This window comes from Terrabacter sp. Soil810, from assembly GCF_001429645.1.
GTDB lineage: Bacteria > Actinomycetota > Actinomycetes > Actinomycetales > Dermatophilaceae > Terrabacter.
Genome location: NZ_LMSW01000011.1, coordinates 971,736 through 995,818 on the forward strand (window position 1 = coordinate 971,736; position 24,083 = coordinate 995,818).

A 24,083-nucleotide genomic window follows, 5' to 3' on the forward strand; every position below is an offset into this window, starting at 1 on the left:
GCTCAGCACGTGCGTGGCTCGGCACCCCACCGGGGACCCGGCCGGGTGCATCAGCGGGGGTGACGCCGACCGTCGCTGACGGCATGACCACGATCCCGGAGTACCCTGCCTGCGCCGCGGAGACCGACCTCGGTGACCGACCCCCGGTGCGGGCGACGGACCTGTGGCCGGGTGCCTCGGCCACCGGTGGCCGGGGGACCGAGGTGCGCGCCCGCCCGGGCGTGCCCTGCCGGGAGGTCCCGGCGCCGGTCCCGGACTGCAGCCTGCCGGTCTTCGGGTGGTCGAGCTCGACGAACGAGGAGCTGCTCGGGTGGACCGGGGCGGACCGTGTGGTGTCCGGCCTCGCCGGGGCCCGGGTGGCGGCGGCCTCGGATCCGGGCCAGGGCTCGCTCGTCGTCGACTACGTGCAGCTGCGCTTCCGCCGCGGGGACCCGCGCCTCGCCGGGACCCGCACGCACCTGGAGGACGCGATGCGGCGGTGCGGCGGTGGGCGACCGGGCGCTCTCGGGGGTGTAAGGGGCTTCGTCGCCACGCAGGACAGCCTGACTGGCGCCGACTCCGTGCGCACCGTGCTCGTCTCGGACGCGGACCACCTCGTCTGGCTGGCCCTCGACGGTGGCGCCTGGTCGTCCACGAGCACCGAGCGGGCGGTCCGGCGCACCCTCGAACAGCTGGGCGCCTACTGACGGCGTGGGCCGCGTCCGGGCGTCGGGCGCGACTGGCCGCACCCGGCATACGGCATACGACCTGCGACCTGGGGCGGACGGCAAGACGCCCCCGCGGAAGACCGCGGGGGCGTCTGGTTCCTGCTGGTGGCGCGACCGGTCAGTACCAGTGCTTCCGGCCACCGATGGCGCGACCCGAGGCGCCGAGGAGGAAGAGCACCGCGCCCACGACGACAAGAATGATGCCGATCGTGGTCAGGATGCTGATCTTGGCGAAGATGCCAATGAGCAGCAGGATGAGTCCGAGAACGATCATGGTGTCGCTTGTCTCCTTCAAGAGGTTTTCCCCGAGCAGTCTGTGTCGTACCCGGGTCCCCGCCGAGCCCAAACATCTGCACGGTCACGAAACGGTCACGCGCCCTCCGAGGCTCGATTAGGGCGCCCGGAACCCCGCTGTTACGCTTGGAGACGCCGTAGACCGGCCGCGGATTCGATAGCGCCCAGGTGGACATGCCCTGGAGCACCGCGCAACGAGATGAGAAGGAGTCGGTTCATCCATGCCTTTGGACGCTGACGTGAAGAAGCAGATCATGACCGAGTACGCCACGGTCGAGGGCGACACCGGCTCTCCCGAGGTCCAGATCGCGATGCTGACGCAGCGCATCAAGGACCTGACCGAGCACGCTCGGGCCCACAAGCACGACCACCACAGCCGTCGTGGTCTTCTCCTGCTGGTCGGCCGCCGCAAGCGCATGCTGCGCTACCTCGAGGCGACCGACATCGAGCGCTACCGTTCGCTGATCAAGCGACTCGGCCTGCGTCGATGAGTTCGTGACGAAAGGCGGTCACCGCGTTCTGCGGAGACCGCCTTTCGTCGTAGGTGCAGGTGGGCGACGCCCGTCGTCCACCGCACCAGGGCCATCCGGCCCGAAGAAGGAAACCACGCACACAACGACGATGTGCGCGGGCACATGAGAAAAAGAAAGCGAGGGCCCACATGGAGGGTCCAGACATCACCTTCGCCGAGGCCGTCATCGACAACGGCAGCTTCGGCACCCGCACGGTCCGGTTCGAGACCGGCCGCCTGGCCCGTCAGGCCGGCGGCGCCGTCACGGCCTACCTCGACGACGACACGATGCTCCTGTCGACGACGTCCGCCGGCAAGCAGCCGAAGGACCAGTTCGACTTCTTCCCGCTGACGGTCGACGTCGAAGAGCGCATGTACGCCATCGGCAAGATCCCCGGCAGCTTCTTCCGCCGTGAGGGCCGCCCGTCCACCGAGGCCATCCTCACCTGCCGCCTCATCGACCGCCCGCTGCGCCCGACCTTCAAGAAGGGTCTGCGCAACGAGGTCCAGGTCATCATCTCGGTGTTCTCGCTGAACCCCGACCACCAGTACGACGTGCTCGCCATCAACGCGGCCAGCGCCTCGACCCAGATCTCCGGCCTCCCGTTCTCGGGCCCCATCGGTGGCGTGCGCGTCTCGCTCATCGACGGCCAGTGGGTCGCCTTCCCGAACTTCTCCGACATCGAGCGCTCGGTCTTCGACATGGTCGTCGCCGGACGTGTCGTCGGTGACGACGTCGCGATCATGATGGTCGAGGCCGAGTCCACCGAGTCGACGTGGGACCTCGTCAAGAACGAGGGCAAGCAGGCGCCGACCGAGGAGGTCGTGGCCGAGGGCCTCGAGGCCTCGAAGAAGTTCATCAAGCAGCTCTGCGAGGCCCAGGCCCAGCTCGCTGCCGAGGCCGCCAAGCCGGTCCAGGACTTCCCGATCTTCCTCGACTACGAGGACGACGTCTACGCCGCCGTCGAGTCCGCCGTGGAGGCCGACACGACCGCTGCGCTGACGATCGCCGGCAAGCAGGAGCGCGAGGAGCGCCTCGACGAGATCAAGGCCACCGTCAAGGCGCAGCTCGCCGAGCAGTTCGAGGGGCGTGACAAGGAGGTCTCGGCCGCCTTCCGCTCCGTGCAGAAGAAGCTCATCCGCCAGCGCATCCTGCGCGACAAGGTGCGCATCGACGGCCGAGGCCTCGCCGACATCCGCGCCCTCGGCGCCGAGGTCGAGGTCCTGCCGCGCGTGCACGGCTCGGCGATCTTCGAGCGTGGCGAGACCCAGATCATGGGTGTCACGACGCTCAACATGCTCAAGATGGAGCAGCAGCTCGACACGCTGAGCCCCGTCACGCGCAAGCGCTACATGCACAACTACAACTTCCCGCCCTACAGCACCGGTGAGACCGGCCGCGTCGGTTCGCCTAAGCGCCGCGAGATCGGTCACGGCGCCCTGGCCGAGCGCGCTCTCATGCCGGTCCTGCCGACGCGCGAGGAGTTCCCGTACGCCATCCGTCAGGTGTCCGAGGCCCTCGGCTCCAACGGCTCGACGTCCATGGGCTCGGTCTGTGCCTCGACCCTGTCGCTGCTCAACGCCGGTGTGCCGCTGCGCGCCCCGGTCGCCGGCATCGCGATGGGCCTCGTGTCCGACACCGTCGACGGTGAGACGCAGTACGCCGCGCTCACCGACATCCTCGGTGCCGAGGACGCCTTCGGCGACATGGACTTCAAGGTCGCCGGCACCAAGGAGTTCGTCACGGCCATCCAGCTCGACACGAAGCTCGACGGCATCCCCGCGTCGGTCCTCGCCGGCGCGCTGACCCAGGCCCGCGACGCACGTCTGCACATCCTCGACGTCATGGCCGAGGCCATCGACGTGCCCGACGAGATGAGCCCGTACGCCCCGCGCATCATCACGGTGAAGGTCCCCGTCGACAAGATCGGTGAGGTCATCGGCCCGAAGGGCAAGATGATCAACCAGATCCAGGACGACACGGGCGCCGACATCTCGATCGAGGACGACGGCACCGTGTTCATCGGTGCGGTCGACGGCCCCTCGGCCGAGGCGGCTCGCGCGGCGATCAACGCCATCGCGAACCCGCAGATGCCCGAGGTCGGCGAGCGCTTCCTCGGCACCGTCGTCAAGACGACGACGTTCGGCGCGTTCGTCTCGCTGCTGCCCGGCAAGGACGGCCTGCTGCACATCTCCGAGGTGCGCAAGCTCGTCGGCGGCAAGCGGATCGACAGCGTCGACGACGTCGTCAAGGTCGGCCAGAAGGTCCAGGTCGAGCTCAAGGAGATCGACCCGCGCGGCAAGCTCAGCCTCGCTGCGGTCCTCGCTGACGGCGACAACGGCGACTCGGCCGCCGAGGCGGACGCCCCGGCCACGGAGTCCGCTGACGCCTGACCGTCCCGGTCGAGCCCGGTCGAGCCCGGCCACGACCAGTCCTGGTCACGAAGCGGCCCGTCACCTCTCGGGGTGGCGGGCCGCTCCGTCGTCCGGCCTCAGAAGATGGCGTTGACGACGGTCCAGCCGGTGCTGACGAGGACGCGTGAGCCCCAGCCGCCGGCCGCGGTGCGCGGGTAGAGCCAGAGCCGCCCGGTGCCGTCGCGGGCCAGGACGTCCGGCACGCGGTCGCCGTTGAGGTCGCCGGGGCTCATGATCGCGGTCATGCCGTTCCAGCCGGTGCCGACCTGCACGCGGGCGCCCAGCGTGCCGCCGGCCGCGCCCGGGACGAGCCACAGGATGCCGGTCGAGGCCTCGCGGGCAAGCAGGTCGGGCCGGCCGTCGCCGGTGAGGTCACCCGGACCGACGAGGGCGCTGTAGCGGTTCCATCCGGTGCCGATGCTCGTGCGGGCCTTCCACCCGCCGCTGCCCGTGCCGGGGTAGAGGTAGAGCTCGCCGGTGGTCGCCCGCCGGGCGACGACGTCCATCCGCCCGTCGCCGGTCAGGTCACCGATCCCGACGACGGCGTTCATGACCTGCCAGCCGGTGCCGACGCGCACGCGGGGGAGGCGCCACCCGCCGGCCCCGTCGCCCTTGTACATCCAGAGGTCACCCGTCGACGCCTCTCGGGCGAGCACGTCCTGCGCGCCGTCACCGCTGAGGTCGCCGGGAGTCTCGAGGGTGGCCATGCCGCCCCATCCCGTGCCGATCTGGGTGCCGAGCGACAGGCTCCCGGTCCCGGTGCCGGCGTACAGCTTGAGCGCCGCGCTCGCGGTCCAGCGCGCCAGCACGTCGTTGTTCCAGTCGCCGTTGAAGTCGCCCGTGCTGTTGGACAGCGACGCCGGTGCCACGGGAAGGCGCGTGAACGCGTAGGGGTCACAGGTGCGGTCGTAGTCCCACGTGGCGTCCCACCACTGGGCGAGGTAGACCTTGCCACCCGAGAAGCTCGGCTGGGTGCACTTGTCGAGCGCCTCGTTCGGGTAGTTCAGGGTCCCGGCCGTCGCCCAGACGGGCACACCGGGCAGCCACCAGGACCCCGTGATCGTCTGCCAGCCGGAGGCGTTGGAGTAGATGCCGTAGGAGTAGCCCGCCGCCCGGAGCCCTCGCATGATGCCCTCGACGACGTAGCGGTTCTCGAGGCGCTGCACGGTCGTGGACGTGGGCCACGGCTGCCGCCGCGGCTCGGTGTCCCGCGGCTCGACGTCGATCCAGACCATGCGCGGCGCCCAGCCGGGGACGGCGCGCACGGTCGCGACGGCATACATCGCCTCGGCGTAGCCGACGTTGCTGAGGCGGCCCGCGCGCGTCGAGCTCGACCACGGGCCGCTCGCGCCGTAGGTCGTGAGCTGCGCGGAGGTCGGGAAGCCGGCCATGGTGTACGCGTGGGTCGGCTTCGCGTGGTCCGCGGCCCATGTGGCTTGCGTGGCGACACAAGGGTTCTCGGTGAACGGCAGGCCGTTCGTCAGACCGATCACGAGGAACTGCGTCGACGTCGGCGGGAAGCTCGACGGGCACTGAGGCCACGAGATGTCGTGACCGAACAGGACGGCCGCCTGCGCGCTGGGGGCGACGAGCACGCCGAGGACGAGGCCGATGGCAGCGAGGGGGATGAGGGCCAGGCGACGGAGCCGGCCCACGACGACGTTGCGCGGACGGACGGACATGCGGACCACTTCCTCGGTCCCTTCCAGTGTGCGCCTCACAGCGAACTCCCAGCAGGGTTTCGTGACGCACGAGTCCGTATGCCGTGTGCCTCGTTCCGCGCGCGGGCCGGCTCGTTAGGCTGGCCGGGTGAGCGACTCGACAGGCCAGCCGTCCCGCGACACCAAGGTCGCCGTCATCGGTGCGAGCGGCCGGATGGGCTCGGAGGCGGTGCGAGCCGTCGAGGGCGCCCCGGGCCTGACCCTCGTCGGTGCCTACGGCTCCGGCGACGACCTCGGTGACCTCGGTGGGGCCGAGGTGGTCGTCGAGCTGACCGTCCCGGGTGCCTCGCCCGCCAACGTCGCCCACTGCGTCGAGCGTGGCGTCCACGTCGTCGTCGGCACGACAGGATGGGACGACGCGCGTCTCGAGACGCTCCGCGGCCAGCTGTCCGATGCGCCGCCTGCCGCCTCGGGTGCAGGGGTGGGCGTCCTCATCGCGCCCAACTTCGCGATCGGCGCGCTGCTCATGATGTCGTTCGCCGCCAAGGCCGCCCCCTTCTTCGAGTCCGTCGAGGTCATCGAGCTGCACCACCCGGCCAAGGTGGACGCGCCGTCCGGCACCGCCGCGCGCACGGCGGCGATGATCGGGCAGGCACGGTCCGGGGCGGGTTGTGCGCCGGTGCCCGACGCGACGACCCACGACCCCGACGGTGCCCGCGGCGCCCGGGTGGACGGCATACCCGTGCACTCCGTGCGACTGCGGGGTCTCACGGCCCACCAGGAGGTGCTGCTCGGCAACGCGGGGGAGATGCTGACCCTGCGCCACGACTCCTTCGACCGCGGCAGCTTCATGCCCGGTGTCATCGCCGCCGTGCGCGCCGTCGCCGACCACCCCGGCCTGACCGTCGGGCTCGAGCACTACCTCGGCCTCGACTGAGCCCCCGGCAACCGACGAGCCCCTACGAGACCGACGTGGCCATCCCCAAGGTCGTCCTCTTCTACGCGTTCCGGCCGGTCGCCGACCCCGACGCGCTCCGGCTCTGGCAGCGCGACCTCTGCGAGGGTCTCGGCCTGCGCGGGCGGATCCTGCTGTCCCGACACGGGATCAACGCGACGGTGGGCGGCGACGTGACGGTGCTCAAGACGTACGTCCGCAAGACGAGGGAGTACGCGCCGTTCCACGACATCGACGTGAAGTGGAGTGACGGCACCGGGCTGGACCCCGACGGACGCACCCTCGACTTCCCCAGGCTCGTCGTCAGGACCCGCGACGAGATCGTGTCGTTCGGGGTGCCCGACGAGGTCGTCGTCGACGAGCAGGGCATCGTCGGGGGAGGGACGAGGCTGCGCCCAGACGAGCTCGACGCCCTCGTCGCCGAGCGGGGTGACGACGTCGTGCTCTTCGACGGCCGCAACGCGGTCGAGGCCCAGGTCGGTCGCTTCCGCGGCGCAGTCGTGCCGGACATCCGGCACACGAGCGACTTCGTCCGCGAGCTCGACGCCGGCCGCTGGGACGACCTCAAGGGCCGCCCGGTCGTCACCTACTGCACGGGCGGCATCCGCTGCGAGGTGCTGACGACCCTCATGCGCTCGCGCGGTTTCGACGAGGTCTACCAGCTCGACGGCGGCATCGCGCGCTACGGCGAGCAGCGGGGCGACCGAGGCCTCTGGGAGGGCCACCTCTACGTCTTCGACGAACGGATGAGCGTGCCGTTCAGCGACGAGGCCGTCCACCTCGCCGCGTGCCACGTCTGCGGCACGCCGACGAGCCGGATGCACAACCGCGAGGACCTGTCGGGCCGCCCCCTCCAGCCCGTCTGCGACGCCCACGCCTGAGCCGTGCCACGACCGTCGCTGTCCCCATCGCCGTCCCATCGCCGTCAGGTCGGACGCGGCGGCGACGGTTCAGTCGTCGAGCAGGTCGGCCGGGGCGCGCATCCGCCAGGCGTCGGTGACGAGCTCGTCGAGCCGGCCGGCGTCGACGCGCTCGAGCCGGACCATGACGAGCGGAGACCCGTCGTAGGCGGGTGTCGTGAAGAAGAGGTCCGGTTCGCCGAGCACGAGGGCCTGCTTCTCGGCCTCGTCGCCGACGTAGAGCACCGCGATGTCGGTGCGGATGACGCGCCGCCGGCCCGGGATCCGCTCGGGGTAGGACCAGACGAAGCCGTGGTTGCCCACCCGGAAGTCGAACCCGTCGCTGGCGATCTCCTCGACGCCGGGCAGCGCGAGGGCCAGTCGGCGCACGTCGTCGGCGTCCGCCACGGCTCAGGCCCAGCCCAGCGCGCGCAGGAGCGCCGCGGTGGCGGCCCCGAGCACGACGACGACGATGAACGGTGCTCGGAGCAGGAGCGCGACGACGGCGACACCCACGGCGACCGCGCGCGCATCGAGGACGAGCGCCCCGTCGGGCCCGGTGAACGCCTGCGTCGCGACCAGGGCGGCCAGCAGGGCGATGGGCAGGGCCGCCGTGATGCGGCGGACGCGCGGGGCGTCGAGCAGGTGTGCGGGCACGAGGTGTCCGGCGAGCTTGAGCCCGAAGGCGATCGCGGCCGCCACGAGCAGCGCGGTCCAGAGGCTCATGCGTGCTCCCTCCTCGGCGTGCGCCACGCCAGCAGTGAGGCGGCGGCGGCAGCCACGACGGGTATGCCGGGTGGCATGGTGGGTGACAGCAGCACCGCGACGACGGCACCGACGACCGCGATGGCGACGGCGTCGCGGTCGCGCAGACGCGGCCAGAGCAGGGCAGTGAAGGCGGCGCAGGCCGCGGCGTCGAGCCCGTAGGTGCGTGGGTCGCCGATGAGGTTGCCGATGAGCGCACCGGCGAGGGTGCTGAGGTTCCAGAGGACGAAGACGGTCAACCCGGTGAGCCAGAAGCCGAGTCGCGACGTGCGCACCTCGTCCTGGGCCACGGCGACCGCCGTGGACTCGTCGATGGTCAGGTGTGCGGCCGCGACCCGTCGGGCTCCGCGGACCCCGAGCAGCTGCGTCAGCTCCAGGGCGTAGAGGCCGTTGCGGATCCCCAGCATCGACGACGCCGCGATCGCCGCCGGTGCGGCGTGCAGGCCGGTCGCGACGATGCCGACGAAGGCGAACTGCGAGCCACCGGTGAACATGAGCAGGGAGAGGGCCATGGCCTGCCACGTGTCGAGCCCCGCCGCGACGGCGAGCGCGCCGAAGCTGATGCCGTAGGCGCCGGTGGCGACGCCCACCGACAGGCTCTGGCGCACGACGGCCCGTCGTGCCCCCGGGTCGACGGTTGCGGTCACGGACCCTCCGGGTCCCTGACTCCGGTGGCCTCGTGGGTGGCGTCGTGGGTGGCGTCGTGGGTGGGCGCGTCCGTGGCCTCGTCGGCAAGGGCCGCTGACAGCCGCAGCTCGCCGGCCGTGGCGCCGTCGGGCGACACCACGCGCTCGCGGTGCGCCCCGTCGGCCACCATCCCGGCGGCCGTGAGGAAGTCGCGCGTGTCGTCGTCCGTGGCGAGCACCCAGGCGGCGAGCTCGGACCGGCCACGCCCTCGCGCGGTGTCGACGACCGCGTGGAGCAGGCGCGAGCCGTGCCCCTGGCGGCGGGCGTCGGGGTGCACGCCGAGCACGATCAGCTCGGCCCTGCCGGGGTCCGTGTCGGCGTCGTCCGACGCGCCGACCGCGGCGAACCCGACCACCTGTTCCCCCGCGCACGCCACGAGCAGCACTCCGTCGCCGGACCTCTCGCCCTCGAGCGTCGTGCGCCAGGCGTTCGCGAACGCCCGCGGCTCGAAGGTGCCGAGCACCTCTGGGGCGAGCACGGCGGCATACGCCTCCCGGAAGACCACGGCCTGCACCAGGCCGACCGCGGGGGCGTCGGAGGCGCGAGCCACCCTCACCGATGCGTCGGCGACCGGTCCGCGCCCGTGGTCGTCACCCTGGGCGTGACCGTGGTCGTGCGGGTGGTCGTGCGGGTGGTCGTGCGGGTGGTCGTGCGGGTGGGGCGTCTGCTCGTCGTGTGCCACCCCGGCATCCTCTCAGGCGGCCGCGCCCCCGCTGCGCCGCCCGGACGGACCCCGGCTTTGGACGCCCCCGGCCCCATCTCGCATACTGGACTCATGTATGGCAACGACGTCATCGACCCGAACGAACCGCTGAACGCGGCCGAGACCGACGCCTACGACGCGGCGGCCGAGCACGACGACCAGCGGGGCGGGCGTGACACGGTCGGTGGCGACTTCGACGCGCTCCTCGCGGCCGACCAGCGCATCGAGCCGCGCGACGAGATGCCGGAGAAGTACCGCGAGACGCTGATCCGCCAGATCGCCCAGCACGCGCACTCCGAGATCATCGGCATGCAGCCCGAGGGCAACTGGATCACGCGCGCCCCGTCGCTGCGCCGCAAGGCCATCCTCATCGCCAAGGTGCAGGACGAGGCCGGTCACGGGCTCTACCTCTACTCCGCCGCCGAGACCCTCGGCATCGACCGCCAGGAGCTGCTCGACCGGCTGCACGACGGCAAGCAGAAGTACTCCTCGATCTTCAACTACCCGACCCTGACGTGGGCCGACTGCGGTGCCATCGGCTGGCTCGTCGACGGTGCGGCCATCATGAACCAGGTCCCGCTGTGCCGCTGCTCCTACGGGCCGTACGCACGCGCCATGATCCGCGTCTGCAAGGAGGAGTCCTTCCACCAGCGGCAGGGCTTCGAGATCCTCTGGACCCTCATGCGCGGCACCGAGTCTCAGCAGGCCATGGCGCAGGACGCCGCCGACCGCTGGTGGTGGCCGGCGCTCGCGATGTTCGGGCCGCCCGACACCGGCGAGGCCGCCAAGGGCGGCCACACCGAGCAGTCGATGGCCTGGGGCATCAAGCGTTTCAGCAACGACGACCTCCGCCAGAAGTTCGTCGACATGACCGTCCCGCAGGCCCAGAAGCTCGGCCTCACCCTGCCCGACCCCGACCTGCGCTGGAACGAGGAGCGCGGCCACTGGGACTTCGGCGAGATCGACTGGGACGAGTTCTGGCAGGTCCTGCGCGGCGACGGCCCGTGCAACGCCGAGCGCATCGAGCACCGCAGCCGAGCCCACGACGAGGGCGCGTGGGTGCGCGAGGCCGCCAACGCGTACGCCGCCAAGCACCCGTCGCCCTCGACCTCCCCCTCGACCTCACAGGAGAGTGCCGCGTGAGCGGAGCCACCACCCCGACCACCGGTGCCGGGGCCCCGTCCGAGCCTGCGCGGACGCATCAGCCCGCCGCGCCCGCCGCGCCGCCGCAGGGGGAACGCAGCTGGCCGCTCTGGGAGGTCTTCGTACGCGGCAAGCGCGGCCTGTCCCACGTGCACGTCGGCTCGCTCCACGCGCCCGACGCCGAGCTCGCCCTGCGCAACGCGCGCGACGTCTACACCCGCCGCCAGGAGGGCGTCTCGATCTGGGTCGTCCGGGCCGACGACGTGACGGCGAGCAGCCCGTCCGAGAAGGACTCGTTCTTCGACCCGGCCGGCGACAAGATCTACCGTCACCCGACGTTCTACGACGTGCCCGAGGATGTCGAGTACCTATGAGCGCCCCGATGAGCTCCTCCGACACCGGCACCACGCCGGTCACCGAGCCCGTGACCGACCCGGCGACGTCCGCCTCCGAGTCCGCGGAGCGTGAGCCGCTGCCCGGCGCCGCCGAGAACACCGGTGCCGCCCCCGGGGCCAAGCCGTATGCCGCCTACCTCCTCGGGCTCGCCGACGACGCCATGGTCTACGCGCAGCGGCTCGGCGAGTGGATGACGAACGCCCCGCAGATCGAGGAGGACATGGCGCTCGGCAACGTCGCGCTCGACCTGCTCGGCCAGGCGCGCGGGCTCTACCCCTACATCGGCTCGATCGACGGCACCGGACGTGGCGAGGACGACTACGCCATGCAGCGCGACGAGCGGGAGTGGCGCAACGTCCACCTCGTCGAGCAGGAGCGCGGCGACTTCGCCGACGAGATGGCCCGGCTGCTGTGGTTCTCGGCCTACCAGGTCGAGCTGCACACGGCGCTGACCGGATCGAGCGACGACGTGGTCGCGGGCGTCGCGGGCAAGGCGCTCAAGGAGGTGCGCTACCACCTCGACCACGCCTCGCTCTGGGTCGTGCGCCTCGGTGACGGCACCGACGAGTCCCACCGCCGCATGCAGGCCGCGCTCGAGCGCGTGCTGCCCCACCTCGCCGAGCTCTTCGACGACGACGAGGCGTCCGTGCTCGCGGCCGACCTCGGTGCCGGAGTGCTGCCCTCGACCCTGCACGACCCCGTCGTGGCCCGGGTCGCGCGCGTCGTCGAGCAGGGCACGCTGACACTGCCCGACGGCTCGCGATGGCGCTCACGCGGCGGCCGCGCCGGCATCCACTCGCGGCCCATGGGCTCCCTCCTCGCCGAGATGCAGCACATCGCCCGATCCCATCCCGGCGCGACGTGGTGAGTGCCGTGGCAGTGGAGTCCGCTGTCGCAGAGGCGATCTCGCGCATCCCGGACCCCGAGGTGCCGGTCATCAACATCGCCGACCTCGGCATCCTCCGAGCCGTCGACGTCGACGAGCACGCGCACACCGTCGCCGTGACCATCACCCCGACCTACAGCGGGTGCCCGGCCATGGAGGCGATCGCGTCACGCATCGTGTTCGAGGCCGACCGCATGGGGTATGCCGCCGACGTCCGCACGCAGCTGTCGCCGGCGTGGACGACCGACTGGATGAGCGACGAGGGACGAGCGGCCCTGCTGCGCTTCGGCATCGTGCCTCCCGGACCTGCGCCGGTGGGGGAGCCGCACGGTCCGGTGCCCGTGACCCTGAGCCGCCACGTCGTCGCCTGCCCCCGCTGCGGCTCCGCCGACACCACCGAGATCGCCCACTTCGGCTCGACCGCGTGCAAGGCCCTGCGCCGGTGCAACGCGTGCCTCGAGCCCTTCGACGAGTTCAAGGCCATCTGAATGACCGACGTCTCCACCCCGACCGCAACCGATCCCGCCGCCGACACGGCTCCTGCCCAGACCACGGGCGCCCGCCACCGCGCGCGGTTCCACCCGCTCACCGTGACCTCCGTCGAGCGCCTCACCGACGAGGCCGTGGCCCTCACCTTCGCGGTGTCGGAGGACCTCGTCGACGAGTTCGCCTTCGAGCCCGGCCAGCACCTGACGCTCCGCGCGCAGATCCGCGGTGAGGACGTGCGGCAGTCCTACTCGATCTGCCAGTCACGTCGGGCCGACCCCGCCGGACGCAGCCTCCGGGTCGCCGCGGCGCGCGTCCCCGAGGGGCGCATGTCCAACTGGCTCAACGACGGCGTCTCGCCCGGCACGGTCGTCGAGGTCATGACCCCCCAGGGCTCCTTCACCTGCGCGACCCGGCCGGACGGCATACGCCATCACGTCGCGATCGCGGCCGGCTCGGGCATCACGCCCGTGATCTCGCTGCTGACGAGCGCGCTCGAGGAGGAGCCCGGGTCGCGGGCGACGCTGCTCTTCGGCAACCGCCGCACCAGCTCGATCATGTTCCTCGAGGAGCTCGAGGACCTCAAGAACCGCTTCCCTGGCCGCTTCCACCTCGTCAACGTGCTCTCGCGAGAGGCCCAGGACGTCGACCTCTTCCACGGCCGTCTCGACAGCGACCGGCTCACGGCGATCTTCGGCTCGCTGCTCCCGGTCGGGACCGTCGACGAGTGGTACCTCTGCGGGCCGTTCGGGATGGTCACCGGCGCGGAGTCGCTGCTGACCGAGCGTGGCGTCGACCCGCGGCACATCCACCACGAGATCTTCCACGTCGACGACGGCACGGAGCCCAAGCGCAAGGTCGTCGTCGACGCGGGCGCACCGCCCGAGGCCACGGTCACGGTGAACCTCGACGGGCGGACCACGGTCATCCCGATGCCGAGCCGCGAGGAGACGATCCTCGACGCGACGCTGCGGGCCCGCCCCGACGCCCCCTACTCGTGCACCGGCGGCGTGTGCGGCACGTGCCGCGCCCGGCTCGTCTCGGGCGAGGTCCGGATGGACCGCAACTACGCGCTCGAGCCCGAGGAGGTGGCCGCCGGCATCGTGCTCGCCTGCCAGAGCCACCCGGTCACCGACGAGGTCAGCCTCGACTACGACGCCTGACCGGGTCAGGCTCCTCCTGCCTGCGTGAGATGGGCCTCGACTCTCCGTCAGCCGCACGTGAGCGGCGCAGACTGGGAGAAAGGCGAAGGAGCGAGCGATGGCAAACAGCAATGCAGGTGCAGCCGGCGGTGGCGCCCTCTACGGCTTGGGCATCTTCGGGGCGTGGGTCTTCTTCTGGCAGCAGGCCGACGTCTTCTGGGAGTACGTCTTCGCGCTCTTCCAGGGACTCTTCTGGCCGGCCTTCATGGTCTACGACGTCTTCGTCGCGCTCGCCCGGTGAGTCCCGGTCTACCCGGCGAGGTGGTGTCGCCCCTCGGGGTTAGGCTGCGGTCGTGCGGCAGTACCTCGACCTCCTCGACCACGTCCTGACCCACGGTCAGGAGAAGTCCGACCGGACCGGCACGGGCACCCTCAGCGTGTTCGGGCACCAGATGCGCTTCGACCTCGCCGACGGCTTCCCGGCCATGACGACGAAGAAGCTGCACCTGCGCTCGATCATCGGCGAGCTGCTGTGGTTCCTCCGCGGCGACACCAACGTGCGCTGGCTCCAGGAGCGCGGCATCTCGATCTGGGACGAGTGGGCCGACCCCGCGACCGGCGACCTCGGTCCGATCTACGGCTACCAGTGGCGCTCGTGGCCCACGCCCGACGGCCGGCGGGTCGACCAGATCGCCAAGGTCATCGAGCAGATCCGCACCAACCCCGACAGCCGCCGTCTCATCGTCTCGGCGTGGAACGTCGCGGACGTCGACGACATGGCGCTGCCGCCGTGCCACACGATGTTCCAGTTCTACGTCTCGCCGCCCGGTGCCGACGGCCGGCGACGCCTCTCGTGCCAGCTCTACCAGCGCAGCGCCGACATCTTCCTCGGCGTCCCGTTCAACATCGCGAGCTACGCCCTGCTGACCCAGATGGTGGCCCAGCTGACCGACCTCGAGCCGGGGGAGTTCGTGCACACGCTCGGCGACGCGCACCTCTACCTCAACCACCTCGACCAGGCCCGCCTGCAGCTGGCCCGCACGCCGCACCCCCTGCCGACGATGCGCATCACACCCGGCAAGACGGACATCGACGACTTCGACCTCGACGACTTCGAGCTCGTCGACTACGTCGCGGACCCGGGCATCAGGGCCCCCATCGCCGTCTGAGCCGCCCGCGTCTGGGAGCCTTGGCGCCATGACCACCGCCCTGCCGAACGTCACGATGATCGCCGCCGTCGGCCGCAACGGCGTGATCGGCGACGGGCTGACGATGCCGTGGCACCTCTCCGAGGACCTCAAGTTCTTCAAGCGCACCACGATGGGCCACCCGATGGTCATGGGCCGGCGCACCTACGACTCGATGGGGACGCTGCCCGGCCGGCGCAGCGTCGTCGTGACCCGGCAGCGTGACTGGAGCGCGCCCGGCGTCGAGGTCGCGCACTCCCTCCCGGAGGCGCTCGCGCTCGTCGCCGACGCCGAGCAGGTCTTCGTCGTCGGCGGGGGAGAGGTCTACCGCCAGGCCATGCCGTATGCCGTCCGCCTCCTCGTCACCGAGGTCGACCAGTCGCCGGAGGGCTCCGTCACCTTCCCCGCCATCGACCCGTCGGTCTGGGCCCCGACCAGCCGCGACGAGCAGCCCGGCTTCGCCTGGGTCACCTACGAGCGGCGCGGCTGACACGGCATACGGCATCGGCCGGGAAAAGGTCCGAACGGGCTGTAACGCACGTCGGCGACCAGCGATGTAGTCAGTGGCGAGGCACTACTCGGACCCCCGAGCGAGTAGTGCCTCGCCGTTCGCGTGCCCGGCGTGAGCGGCGCGCGCGTCCGAGGTGGGCGCGGCGCCGTGCGCACGGGCACTGGCGCTAACCTTGGGCGCATGGCTGACGCACCCGCCCTCGGACGTGTTCTCTCGGCGATGGTCACGCCCATGCGGCCAGACGGCTCGATCGACCTCGACGCCGCCCAGCGGGTCGCCGCCCACCTCGTCGACGCCGGTCACGACGGCCTCGTCGTCTCGGGCACGACCGGAGAGTCGCCCACCACCTCAGCCGAGGAGAAGGACGAGCTGCTCCGCGCCGTCATCGAGGCCGTCGGCGACCGCTGCGTCGTCATCGCCGGAGCCGGCAGCAACGACACCGCCAAGAGCGTCGAGTCGGTGCGCCACGCCCAGAAGGCCGGTGCCGACGCCGTCCTCGCCGTCACGCCCTACTACAACAAGCCCCCGCAGGCCGGCCTCGTCGCCCACTTCACCGCCCTGGCCGACGCGAGCGACCTGCCCGTCATGGTCTACGACATCCCGGGCCGGTCCGGCATCGCGATCGCCCGCGAGACCTACCTGCGCATCGCCGAGCACGACCGCATCACAGCCGTGAAGGACGCTCGAGGCGACCTCTGGTTCGCGAGCGAGATGATGCAGGAGACCGGCCTCGACTGGTACTCCGGCGACGACGCCATGAACCTCGCGCACTTCGTCAACGGCGCCGTCGGCTTCGTCGGCGTCACGTCCCAGGTGGCCCCCGCGGCCTACCGCGAGATGGCCGACGCCGTCGTCGACGGACGCTGGGACGACGCCCGCGCCGTGCACCGACGCCTCACCCCGATCGTCGACGCCGTCATGAACGTCACCCAGGGCGCCATCATGGCCAAGGCCGGACTGGCCGTGCAGGGACTCATCGAGTCGCCGGCCGTGCGCCTTCCCCTCGTGCCGGCGGACGAGGAGCAGACCACCCTCGTCCGCGCGGCGATCTCGGCACTCACGGCGGCCGGATGACCCGCCCCACGACCTCCGACCGGAGCCCCCGACGGCCCGGCAGCACCACCGAATGACAGGACACCTGTGAGCCACCCCCACCCCGAGCTGACCACGCCCCCCGCCCTCCCCGACAACGGCCTGCGGGTCGTCGCGCTCGGCGGGCTCGGCGAGGTCGGACGCAACATGGCCGTGCTGGAGACGAAGGGCAAGCTCCTCGTCATCGACTGCGGCGTGCTCTTCCCCGAGGACCACCACCCCGGTGTCGACCTCATCCTCCCGGACTTCACCTACATCGCCGACCGGCTCGACGACATCGAGGCCATCGTCCTGACCCACGGCCACGAGGACCACATCGGCGCGGTGCCCTACCTGCTCAAGCTCAAGGGCGACATCCCCATCATCGGCTCCACGCTGACCCTCGCGCTCGTCGAGGCGAAGCTCAAGGAGCACCGCATCCGGCCGTACTCCATGGCGGTCAAGGAGGGCCAGCGCGAGAAGCTCGGTGTCTTCGACCTCGAGTTCGTCGCGGTCAACCACTCGATCCCGGACGCGCTCGCGGTCTTCGTGCGCACCGAGGCCGGCACGCTGCTGCACACCGGCGACTTCAAGATGGACCAGCTGCCGCTCGACGGCCGCCTGACCGACCTGCGCGCCTTCGCCCGCCTGGGCGAGGAGGGCGTCGACCTCTTCCTCACCGACTCGACGAACGCCGACGTCCCCGGGTTCACGACGCCCGAGCTCGAGATCGCCCCGGCCATCGACAAGGTCTTCCGTCATGCCGAGCGACGCATCATCGTCGCCTGCTTCAGCAGCCACGTGCACCGCGTCCAGCAGGTGCTCGACGCGGCCGAGAAGGCCGGCCGCAAGGTCGCCATGGTCGGCCGCTCGATGGTGCGCAACATGGGCATCGCCGCCGAGCTGGGCTACCTCAAGGTGCCTGACGGCATCCTCATCGACATCAAGAAGATCGACAGCCTGCGTGACGACGAGCTCGTCCTCATCTGCACGGGGTCCCAGGGCGAGCCGATGGCGGCCCTGTCACGCATGGCCAACCGCGAGCACCGCATCGACGTCGGTCCCGGTGACACCGTCCTGCTCGCGAGCAGCCTCATCCCCGGCAACGAGAACGCCGTCTACCGCATCATCAACGGCCTGATGCGCCTCGGCGCCAACGTCGTGCACAAGGGCAACGCCAAGGTGCACGTCTCGGGCCACGCCAGTGCCGGCGAGCTGCTCTACTGCTACAACATCGTCAAGCCGCGCAACGTCCTTCCCGTGCACGGCGAGTGGCGCCACATGTACGCCAACGCCCAGCTCGCGATCCAGTCGGGCGTCCGCGAGGACAACGTCGTCCTGGCCGAGGACGGCGTCGTCGTCGACCTCGTCGACGGGGTGGCCGAGGTGACCGGCGTCGTCGAGTGCGGCTACGTCTACGTCGACGGCAGCAGCGTGGGCGGGGCAGACGACGCCCTGCTCAAGGACCGCCGGATCCTGCGTGACGAGGGCTTCATCACCTGCATCGTCGTGCTCGACGCGGCCACCGGCAAGATCGCGAGCGGGCCCGAGATCACGGCGCGCGGCTTCGTCGAGGACGAGGAGATCTTCCAGCAGGTCATCCCGAAGGTCGAGCGGGCCATCGAGGAAGCCGTTGCCAACGGCGTCCGCGACGACCAGCAGCTCCAGCAGGTCATCCGCCGCACGGTCGGCTCGTGGGTCGGCGGCAAGATCCGCCGTCGGCCGATGATCATCCCGGTCGTGCTGCAGGCCTGACGTGACGGTGCAGCAGGTCGACGGGGGGACCGCGCACGACGCCGCGGAGGCCGACCCCGGGCACGTCCCACCGGGCGTCACGCCGGGCGCTTCAGGCGCCTCGGGCGACCCGGGCGCGGCGGCGAGCCGTCGCCGCGGATGGCTCCGTCGCCGCTGGGTCGACGTCGCCATCGGCGTCGCCCTCCTCGTCCTGGTCGCCGTCGGGGCGTTGCGCTGGTACGACTCGACGGCATACGTCGTCGTGGTGCTCCAGACGGCGGGCCCCTTCGTCGTCATCGGCCTCGGGCTGCTCGCGGTCGCCACGCTCGTGCTGCGCCGATGGTGGATGCTGCTGCCCGTCGTCGCCGCGCTCGTGGTCGCGGCCACGGTCGCGGCGCCGGCCTTCCGGGCGACGTCGTCACCGAAGACCGACCGCGACCTCACCGTCATGTCGGCGAACGTGTGGGTCGGCTCGGCCAACGCCGGGCAGCTCATGGACGCCGTGCGCTACCACGCCGTCGACGTCCTCGTGCTGACCGAGGCGACGCCCGCGTTCCTGCGCCGCATGGACACCGAAGGTGCCGGCGACTACTTCTCCCAACGCGAAGGGGTCGCGCGGGCCAACACCTCGAACGGGACGATGGTCCTGTCGCGCTACCCGCTCTCGGTGCGCAGCCTCGGCACCGACCCCGACGTCGAGGGCACCCGGAGCGTCCAGCCCGAGCTCGACGTCACGGTGCCCAACGGCACGGTGCGCCTCAAGGTCGCGCATCCGGCGGCGCCGCTCCGCGGTGACACCGTCGAGTGGCGCGCCGGTCTGCGCGCGCTCCAGTCATGGAAGCAGCGACTCGACGGCGACGAGCTCGTCGTCATGGCCGGCGACTTCAACGCGGACGTCGGCCACCCCGGGTTCCGCGACCTCGCCGCGGGCCTTGCCGACGCGCAGCTCACGGACGGACAGGGCTGGGTGCGCACGTGGCCGTTCGCGGGCAACCGCCTGCCGCCGTTCGTGCAGCTCGACCACCTGCTGAGCCGTGGCCTCACGGTCGTCGCGGCCGGTCAGGTGGCGTACAACCGGGCCGACCACGCGGCCGTCTGGGCGAGCTACGGGCTGCCCGCGCGCTGACCGCCGTGACCGTGTCGACCGCCGTCACCGTGCGACCGCGCGGGCCCGCGGTGGCAGACGGACCCGCTCAACGGCATCCGCCCTCGGTCACCAGGGACGCTCGACCTCGACGTCGCGCGGGTCGGCGCCCTCGAGCGCCCACCCGGTCTCGGTGATCGTCCACTGGGCGTCCGTGCCGTGCTCGACGAGCCGCGCGACGGCGGCGACGAGGCGCTCGACGCCCTCGAGGGTGCTGCCGAGTCCGATGCTGGCGCGCACGGCCGTGGCCGAGCGCTCGCCCCACGGGTCCTCGAGCAGCTCGTCGACGAGCAGGTGGGCGCAGAACTTGCCGTCGCGGACGCCGATGCCGTGCTCGACGGAGAGGACCTGCGAGACGAGCGAGGAGTCCCAGCCGTCGATGGTGAACGCGACGACGCCGACCCGGTCGCTGTCGTCGTCGAAGATCGAGAGGACCTCGACACCCGCGACCTCGTCGAGTCCGCCGCGGAGCCGCCCGAGCAGGCGGGCCTCGTGCTCCTCGATGGCCTCGCGGTGGCGGCTGATCGTCGAGCAGGCCGCGGCGAGCGCGATGGCGCCGATGACGTTGGGGCTGCCGCCCTCGTGACGCGCCGGGCCCGTGGCCCACGTCGTGCCGTCCTCGGTCACCGACCGCGTGGCGCCGCCGCCGAGCAGGTAGGGGTCGCCGGCGTCGAGCCAGTCGGAGCGCCCGGCGAGGACGCCCGCGCCGTAGGGGGCGTACGTCTTGTGCCCCGAGAACGCGACGTAGTCGGCGTCCCACGCGGCGAGGTCGATGGTGCGGTGCGCCGACAGCTGGGCGGCGTCGACGGCGATCCGGGCGCCGTGCTCGTGGGCGAGGGCCGCGAAGTGCTCGACCGGCCAGACCTCGCCCGTGACGTTCGAGGCGGCGGTGACGACGACGAGGCGGTGGCGCGACGGGTGGTCGGTCAGCGCCTCCTCGAGCAGCGCGTGGGCGTCCTCGACCGTCTGCGGGACGGGGAGGCGCACCGTGCGGAAGCGGCCCCACGGCAGCAGGGTCGAGTGGTGCTCGGTGCCGAAGACGAAGACCGTCGTGCGGCTCGGCAGCGCCTTGCTCAGCAGCGCCCAGGAGTCGGTCGTCGTGCGGGTGAAGATCACGCTGTCGCCCTCGCGCGCGCCGACGAAGGCGGCGACCTCGGCGCGGGCCTGCTCGTACCACGCGCTCGTCAGCCGCGAGGCGAAGCCGGCACCGCGGTGCACCGACGAGTAGGTCTCGAGCGCGCGGTCGACGGCCGCCTTGACCGTCTCGAGGGCCGGCGTCGAGGCCGCGTGGTCGAGGTTGGCATATGCCGTGTCGCCGTGGAGCGTGGGCACGCGCAGTCCCGAGCCGACGACGGTGGGCAGCGTGCGCGCCTCGGGCACGACGTGCAGGGCCCTCGCGCGGACGAGGGGGGCGGGTGAGGCGCCGCACAGGGAGGTGCCGGGGTGCGTCGAGGGAAGGACCGACATGAGAGTGCTCCTGGGTCGTGGGACCCACCCGGTGCAGGTCCGCGCTTGCCGACCTCGATCACGCGTTCGGACCGAGGGCGGCCTGGTCGTCACCCGGAGCACCCCACCGCGGAGGAGGGTTGCTGGCCAGCGAGCCGGGGCTTGTCACTGGCACTCATGACCTGCGCACGACGATAGGGGGGCCGGTCGCCGGATGTCCACCGGTCGGTCCGTGGGTGTCGCGATCTGAGACGGCGACTGCTCCAGGGTGCGCGCACGGCACCCGTCGGCCCGGTCACAGAGATCGGCGGTGTTGCGCGTGTGACGCGTGAGTTCACCGGTGCGTTGACGTACGGTGCCAACATGGCGTCTCGTCCGTCCACCAGCCAGCGCTCGAGCACCGCCGCGGCCACACGCGCCAAGGGGTCAACGGGCAGCGCCTCGTCACGCCCTCCCGCAGCCCGGTCGACGCGGCCCGCGCAGCGTAAGCCCGCGGCTCGCAAGCCGGCCGCCAAGACGGCGTCCAAGACCCGCGGCGGGGGCCTGCCGTTCCCGCTCGGCGCCATGCGCAACACGTGGATGGGGGTCTCGCACATGGCCGGGGGAGCGGTGCGCCGCGTCGGCCACAGCGCCGCCGACCTCGAGCCCGAGCACCGACGCGACGGCATCGGCTTCGCCCTCATCGCGCTCGCCGTCGTCGTCGCCGCCCGCGAGTGGTGGGGCGTCTCCGGGACCTTCGGCCAGGTCGTGCACGCCGTCTTCGCCGGCACCTTCGGCCGCGTCGCGTACGCCGTCCCGCTCGTCCTGCTCGCCCTCGGCCTGCGCATGCTGCGCGCTCCCCAGGACGACGCTGCCACCAACCGCATCGTCGTGGGCACCATCGCGCTGACGTTCGCCGCATGCGGACTGTCGCACCTCGCCGACGACATCCCCAACCCACCCGACGGCGCCGACGGCATGCGCGCCGCCGGCGGCATCCTCGGCTTCCTCGCCTCGAGCCCGCTCGCGGCCGCCGTCTCCACCTACGGCGCCCTCGTCCTGCTCATCCTGCTCGGGCTCTTCGGTCTGCTCGTCATCACGGCGACGCCGGTCAACATGATCCCGACCCGCATGCGCCAGCTCCGCGCGCTCGTCATCGACCGCGGTCACGTCGACGACCAGCCCGACGAGGGCGACGACGCACCCGCGGCCGCGGTCAAGCGCGCGCGCCGCAAGCCTGTCGACCTCTCCGACCGCGATGGCGACGAGGCCTTCCGCCAGGCGGCCCAGAAGGCCCTCGAGGACGAGGCGACCACCCGCCTGCGTCCCGGGGAGAAGCGCCCGACGCCTCCCGGGCTGCTGGCTCCCCGTCCCGGCGGCGAGAAGGGCGGCGAGAAGGTCATCGACGCCACCGACCCCAAGACCCTCGGGGCGCCCGACACGAGCAAGATCGGCCCCAGGGCCGAGCTCATCCCGCCGCCCATGTCCGACCTGCCGGCCCGTGTCGAGCAGCTCAGCCTCGGTGGCGACATCACCTACCAGCTGCCCGACCACTCGATGCTGACGCCGGGCCCGCCGCACAAGACCCGCAGCGAGACCAACGACCGCGTCGTCGAGTCGCTGACCAACGTCTTCGACCAGTTCGACATCGACGCCGCCGTCACCGGCTTCACGCGCGGACCGACGGTCACGCGCTACGAGGTCGAGCTCGGCTCGGGCACCAAGGTCGAGCGGGTCACCGCACTCTCCAAGAACATCGCGTATGCCGTCGCGTCGGCCGACGTGCGCATCCTCAGCCCCATCCCGGGCAAGTCGGCCATCGGCATCGAGATCCCGAACCTCGACCGTGAGAACGTCTCCCTCGGCGACGTCCTGCGCAGCCACACGGCCCGCGGCAACGAGCACCCGATGGTCATGGGCGTCGGCAAGGACGTCGAGGGCGCCTACGTCATCGCCAACCTCGCGAAGATGCCGCACCTGCTCGTCGCCGGCGCCACCGGTTCCGGCAAGTCGAGCTTCGTCAACTCGATGATCACCTCGATCCTCATGCGCTCGACGCCCGAGGAGGTCCGGATGATCCTCGTGGACCCCAAGCGCGTCGAGCTCACGGCATACGAAGGCATCCCGCACCTCATCACGCCCATCATCACCAACCCGAAGAAGGCCGCCGAGGCCCTCGCGTGGGTCGTCAAGGAGATGGACCAGCGCTACGACGACCTCGCGGCGTTCGGCTTCAAGCACGTCGACGACTTCAACAAGGCGGTCCGCGCCGGCAAGGTCAAGCCACTGCCGGGCTCCGAGCGCCAGATCACGACCTACCCGTACCTCCTCGTCGTCGTCGACGAGCTCGCCGACCTCATGATGGTCGCGCCGCGCGACGTCGAGGAGTCGGTCGTGCGCATCACCCAGCTGGCGCGCGCCGCCGGCATCCACCTCGTCCTCGCGACGCAGCGCCCGTCGGTCGACGTCGTCACGGGCCTCATCAAGGCCAACGTGCCCTCGCGCATGGCGTTCGCCACCTCGAGCCTCGCCGACAGCCGCGTCGTCCTCGACCAGCCCGGCGCCGAGAAGCTCATCGGCCAGGGTGACGCGCTCTTCCTGCCGATGGGCGCGAGCAAGCCGATGCGTGTGCAGGGCGCGTGGGTCAACGAGTCCGAGATCCACGAGGTCGTCAAGTTCGTCACGACCCAGCTCAAGCCCAACTACGTCGAGAACGTCACGGTCGCGGCGCCCAAGAAGCAGATCGACGACGACATCGGCGACGACCTCGACGTGCTGCTCCAGGCCACTGAGCTCGTCGTCACGACCCAGTTCGGCTCGACCTCGATGCTCCAGCGCAAGCTCCGGGTCGGCTTCGCCAAGGCCGGCCGCCTCATGGACCTGCTCGAGTCACGAGGCGTCGTGGGACCGAGCGAGGGGTCCAAGGCCCGCGACGTGCTCGTGCGCCCCGACGACCTCGAGCAGACGCTCGCGCTGTTGCGCGGTGAGGACGTGCCGCACCCCAACGAGCCCGTCGACGCCGACGAACTCGCCGAACTCGCCGAGCTCGCCGAGCTCGCCGAGCTCGTCGAGCTCGTCGAGCCCGCTGAGCCGTACGCCGCCCCGCCGGTCGACGTGGAGCCCGCCGCCGTGTCGGCCGGCTACGCCGAGGAGCCGGCCGAGGAGGTCGCGCCGCAGCGCACGGCCTCGCTCGTCGCCGAGCGCGGTGAGCGGCGTGCGCACGAGGACGAGACCACCGCGGTCCCGACGGCGCGGTGGACGCCCGGCGACCTGACGCGCACGGTCGACGAGGACGACGAGGAGTCCGAGGACGCCTGGAACCTCACCGACCGCGGCGGCCGAGAGCGCTACTGACCCCAAC

Annotated in this window: 24 protein-coding genes and 1 riboswitch; of the genes, 17 read left to right on the plus strand and 7 right to left on the minus strand. The window is 71.6% G+C overall.

All coding sequences use genetic code 11. From position 1 onward, the window contains the following. Window positions 1-83: 83 nt before the first annotated feature. Window positions 84-686 (plus strand): hypothetical protein, encoded by a 603-nt coding sequence (locus tag ASG96_RS10375; protein WP_157610777.1) that lies wholly within the window; start codon window positions 84-86, stop codon window positions 684-686. A gap of 139 nt (window positions 687-825) precedes the next feature. Here the strand turns inward: ASG96_RS10375 and ASG96_RS23785 are convergent, their stop codons facing one another. Next, on the minus strand, window positions 826-981 hold the full coding sequence (locus ASG96_RS23785; protein ID WP_185744645.1) for a DUF6131 family protein: 156 nt from the start codon (window positions 979-981) through the stop codon (window positions 826-828). Window positions 982-1,222: 241 nt separating this feature from the next. On the opposite strand from ASG96_RS23785, the gene rpsO reads away from it, so the two are divergent. Together rpsO and ASG96_RS10385 are read left to right on the plus strand one after the other, a co-directional pair. Continuing rightward, window positions 1,223-1,492 (plus strand): 30S ribosomal protein S15, encoded by a 270-nt coding sequence (rpsO, locus tag ASG96_RS10380; protein WP_020142650.1) that lies wholly within the window; start codon window positions 1,223-1,225, stop codon window positions 1,490-1,492. 170 nt (window positions 1,493-1,662) lie between these two features. Then, window positions 1,663-3,906, plus strand: coding sequence for a polyribonucleotide nucleotidyltransferase (locus tag ASG96_RS10385; RefSeq protein ID WP_056758812.1), 2,244 nt, complete (start codon window positions 1,663-1,665; stop codon window positions 3,904-3,906). 98 nt (window positions 3,907-4,004) lie between these two features. Here the strand turns inward: ASG96_RS10385 and ASG96_RS10390 are convergent, their stop codons facing one another. After that, entirely contained in the window at window positions 4,005-5,609 is a 1,605-nt protein-coding gene (locus tag ASG96_RS10390; RefSeq protein WP_235509131.1) for an FG-GAP-like repeat-containing protein, read from the minus strand. A 127-nt stretch (window positions 5,610-5,736) separates the two neighbouring features. Between ASG96_RS10390 and dapB the strand changes: the two genes are divergently transcribed. Further along, complete coding sequence (gene dapB / locus ASG96_RS10395; RefSeq protein WP_082588792.1) at window positions 5,737-6,525, plus strand: 4-hydroxy-tetrahydrodipicolinate reductase; 789 nt, start codon at window positions 5,737-5,739, stop codon at window positions 6,523-6,525. Between the two features lie 35 nt (window positions 6,526-6,560). Next, window positions 6,561-7,424: a rhodanese-related sulfurtransferase gene (locus tag ASG96_RS10400; protein WP_057587886.1), complete on the plus strand. Its 864-nt coding sequence runs from the start codon at window positions 6,561-6,563 to the stop codon at window positions 7,422-7,424. 69 nt (window positions 7,425-7,493) lie between these two features. Here ASG96_RS10400 and ASG96_RS10405 read toward each other — a convergent pair whose 3' ends face one another. The 4 genes from ASG96_RS10405 to ASG96_RS10420 are packed head-to-tail and all read right to left on the minus strand — an operon-like array spanning window position 7,494 to window position 9,576. Then, window positions 7,494-7,850, minus strand: coding sequence for an MmcQ/YjbR family DNA-binding protein (locus ASG96_RS10405; RefSeq protein ID WP_057587887.1), 357 nt, complete (start codon window positions 7,848-7,850; stop codon window positions 7,494-7,496). Window positions 7,851-7,853: 3 nt separating this feature from the next. Beyond that, window positions 7,854-8,168 carry an AzlD domain-containing protein gene (locus tag ASG96_RS10410; protein ID WP_057587888.1) on the minus strand — a complete coding sequence of 105 codons (315 nt, stop codon included), beginning with the start codon at window positions 8,166-8,168 and terminating at the stop codon, window positions 7,854-7,856. Then, window positions 8,165-8,854 (minus strand): AzlC family ABC transporter permease, encoded by a 690-nt coding sequence (locus ASG96_RS10415; RefSeq protein ID WP_056758799.1) that lies wholly within the window; start codon window positions 8,852-8,854, stop codon window positions 8,165-8,167. The genes ASG96_RS10410 and ASG96_RS10415 overlap by 4 nt, the downstream gene beginning before the upstream one ends. Continuing rightward, entirely contained in the window at window positions 8,851-9,576 is a 726-nt protein-coding gene (locus ASG96_RS10420) for a GNAT family N-acetyltransferase (RefSeq protein ID WP_057587889.1), read from the minus strand. The genes ASG96_RS10415 and ASG96_RS10420 overlap by 4 nt, the downstream gene beginning before the upstream one ends. Window positions 9,577-9,669: 93 nt before the next feature. Between ASG96_RS10420 and paaA the strand changes: the two genes are divergently transcribed. The 11 genes from paaA to ASG96_RS10475 all read left to right on the plus strand — a co-directional run bounded on the left by paaA (window position 9,670) and on the right by ASG96_RS10475 (window position 19,279). Continuing rightward, complete coding sequence (gene paaA / locus ASG96_RS10425; RefSeq protein WP_056758793.1) at window positions 9,670-10,740, plus strand: 1,2-phenylacetyl-CoA epoxidase subunit PaaA; 1,071 nt, start codon at window positions 9,670-9,672, stop codon at window positions 10,738-10,740. After that, window positions 10,737-11,114, plus strand: a complete 378-nt coding sequence (paaB, locus tag ASG96_RS22650; protein ID WP_082591714.1) for a 1,2-phenylacetyl-CoA epoxidase subunit PaaB — start codon at window positions 10,737-10,739, stop codon at window positions 11,112-11,114. The genes paaA and paaB overlap by 4 nt, the downstream gene beginning before the upstream one ends. An 8-nt stretch (window positions 11,115-11,122) precedes the next feature. Continuing rightward, entirely contained in the window at window positions 11,123-12,004 is an 882-nt protein-coding gene (paaC, locus tag ASG96_RS10435; protein ID WP_235506698.1) for a 1,2-phenylacetyl-CoA epoxidase subunit PaaC, read from the plus strand. Continuing rightward, on the plus strand, window positions 12,001-12,510 hold the full coding sequence (gene paaD / locus ASG96_RS10440) for a 1,2-phenylacetyl-CoA epoxidase subunit PaaD (RefSeq protein WP_057587890.1): 510 nt from the start codon (window positions 12,001-12,003) through the stop codon (window positions 12,508-12,510). Before paaC ends, paaD begins: the two co-directional genes overlap by 4 nt. Continuing rightward, entirely contained in the window at window positions 12,511-13,671 is a 1,161-nt protein-coding gene (gene paaE / locus ASG96_RS10445) for a 1,2-phenylacetyl-CoA epoxidase subunit PaaE (protein WP_057587891.1), read from the plus strand. A 97-nt stretch (window positions 13,672-13,768) separates the two neighbouring features. After that, window positions 13,769-13,951 carry a hypothetical protein gene (locus ASG96_RS10450; RefSeq protein ID WP_056758783.1) on the plus strand — a complete coding sequence of 61 codons (183 nt, stop codon included), beginning with the start codon at window positions 13,769-13,771 and terminating at the stop codon, window positions 13,949-13,951. Window positions 13,952-14,003: 52 nt separating this feature from the next. Continuing rightward, a complete protein-coding gene (locus ASG96_RS10455; RefSeq protein WP_056758780.1) occupies window positions 14,004-14,819 on the plus strand; it encodes a thymidylate synthase in 816 nt (271 codons plus the stop codon). A gap of 28 nt (window positions 14,820-14,847) precedes the next feature. Further along, a complete protein-coding gene (locus ASG96_RS10460) occupies window positions 14,848-15,327 on the plus strand; it encodes a dihydrofolate reductase (protein ID WP_056758778.1) in 480 nt (159 codons plus the stop codon). A gap of 201 nt (window positions 15,328-15,528) precedes the next feature. Continuing rightward, complete coding sequence (dapA, locus tag ASG96_RS10465; RefSeq protein WP_082591715.1) at window positions 15,529-16,422, plus strand: 4-hydroxy-tetrahydrodipicolinate synthase; 894 nt, start codon at window positions 15,529-15,531, stop codon at window positions 16,420-16,422. A gap of 66 nt (window positions 16,423-16,488) precedes the next feature. Further along, entirely contained in the window at window positions 16,489-18,174 is a 1,686-nt protein-coding gene (locus tag ASG96_RS10470; RefSeq protein WP_057587893.1) for a ribonuclease J, read from the plus strand. 1 nt (window position 18,175) lies between these two features. Continuing rightward, window positions 18,176-19,279, plus strand: a complete 1,104-nt coding sequence (locus ASG96_RS10475; protein ID WP_057587894.1) for an endonuclease/exonuclease/phosphatase family protein — start codon at window positions 18,176-18,178, stop codon at window positions 19,277-19,279. 87 nt (window positions 19,280-19,366) lie between these two features. On the opposite strand, the gene ASG96_RS10480 is transcribed toward ASG96_RS10475, so the two are convergent. Beyond that, a complete protein-coding gene (locus ASG96_RS10480) occupies window positions 19,367-20,764 on the minus strand; it encodes an aminotransferase class V-fold PLP-dependent enzyme (RefSeq protein WP_082591716.1) in 1,398 nt (465 codons plus the stop codon). A gap of 36 nt (window positions 20,765-20,800) precedes the next feature. Beyond that, window positions 20,801-20,926, minus strand: a riboswitch (SAM riboswitch). Between the two features lie 180 nt (window positions 20,927-21,106). Here ASG96_RS10480 and ASG96_RS10485 point away from each other — a divergent pair. Further along, window positions 21,107-24,076 (plus strand): DNA translocase FtsK, encoded by a 2,970-nt coding sequence (locus ASG96_RS10485; protein ID WP_057588391.1) that lies wholly within the window; start codon window positions 21,107-21,109, stop codon window positions 24,074-24,076. The last annotated feature ends 7 nt before the right edge of the window (window positions 24,077-24,083 follow it).

Coding starts and splice junctions, on each gene's coding strand:
- ASG96_RS10375 (WP_157610777.1), top strand. CDS start 84: ATGACCACGATCCCGGAGTACCCTGCCTGCGCCGCGGAGACCGACCTC.
- ASG96_RS23785 (WP_185744645.1), bottom strand. CDS start 981: ATGATCGTTCTCGGACTCATCCTGCTGCTCATTGGCATCTTCGCCAAG.
- rpsO (WP_020142650.1), top strand. CDS start 1,223: ATGCCTTTGGACGCTGACGTGAAGAAGCAGATCATGACCGAGTACGCC.
- ASG96_RS10385 (WP_056758812.1), top strand. CDS start 1,663: ATGGAGGGTCCAGACATCACCTTCGCCGAGGCCGTCATCGACAACGGC.
- ASG96_RS10390 (WP_235509131.1), bottom strand. CDS start 5,609: ATGTCCGTCCGTCCGCGCAACGTCGTCGTGGGCCGGCTCCGTCGCCTG.
- ASG96_RS10410 (WP_057587888.1), bottom strand. CDS start 8,168: ATGAGCCTCTGGACCGCGCTGCTCGTGGCGGCCGCGATCGCCTTCGGG.
- paaA (WP_056758793.1), top strand. CDS start 9,670: ATGTATGGCAACGACGTCATCGACCCGAACGAACCGCTGAACGCGGCC.
- paaC (WP_235506698.1), top strand. CDS start 11,123: ATGAGCTCCTCCGACACCGGCACCACGCCGGTCACCGAGCCCGTGACC.
- paaE (WP_057587891.1), top strand. CDS start 12,511: ATGACCGACGTCTCCACCCCGACCGCAACCGATCCCGCCGCCGACACG.
- ASG96_RS10450 (WP_056758783.1), top strand. CDS start 13,769: ATGGCAAACAGCAATGCAGGTGCAGCCGGCGGTGGCGCCCTCTACGGC.
- ASG96_RS10460 (WP_056758778.1), top strand. CDS start 14,848: ATGACCACCGCCCTGCCGAACGTCACGATGATCGCCGCCGTCGGCCGC.
- dapA (WP_082591715.1), top strand. CDS start 15,529: ATGGCTGACGCACCCGCCCTCGGACGTGTTCTCTCGGCGATGGTCACG.
- ASG96_RS10480 (WP_082591716.1), bottom strand. CDS start 20,764: ATGTCGGTCCTTCCCTCGACGCACCCCGGCACCTCCCTGTGCGGCGCC.
- ASG96_RS10485 (WP_057588391.1), top strand. CDS start 21,107: ATGGCGTCTCGTCCGTCCACCAGCCAGCGCTCGAGCACCGCCGCGGCC.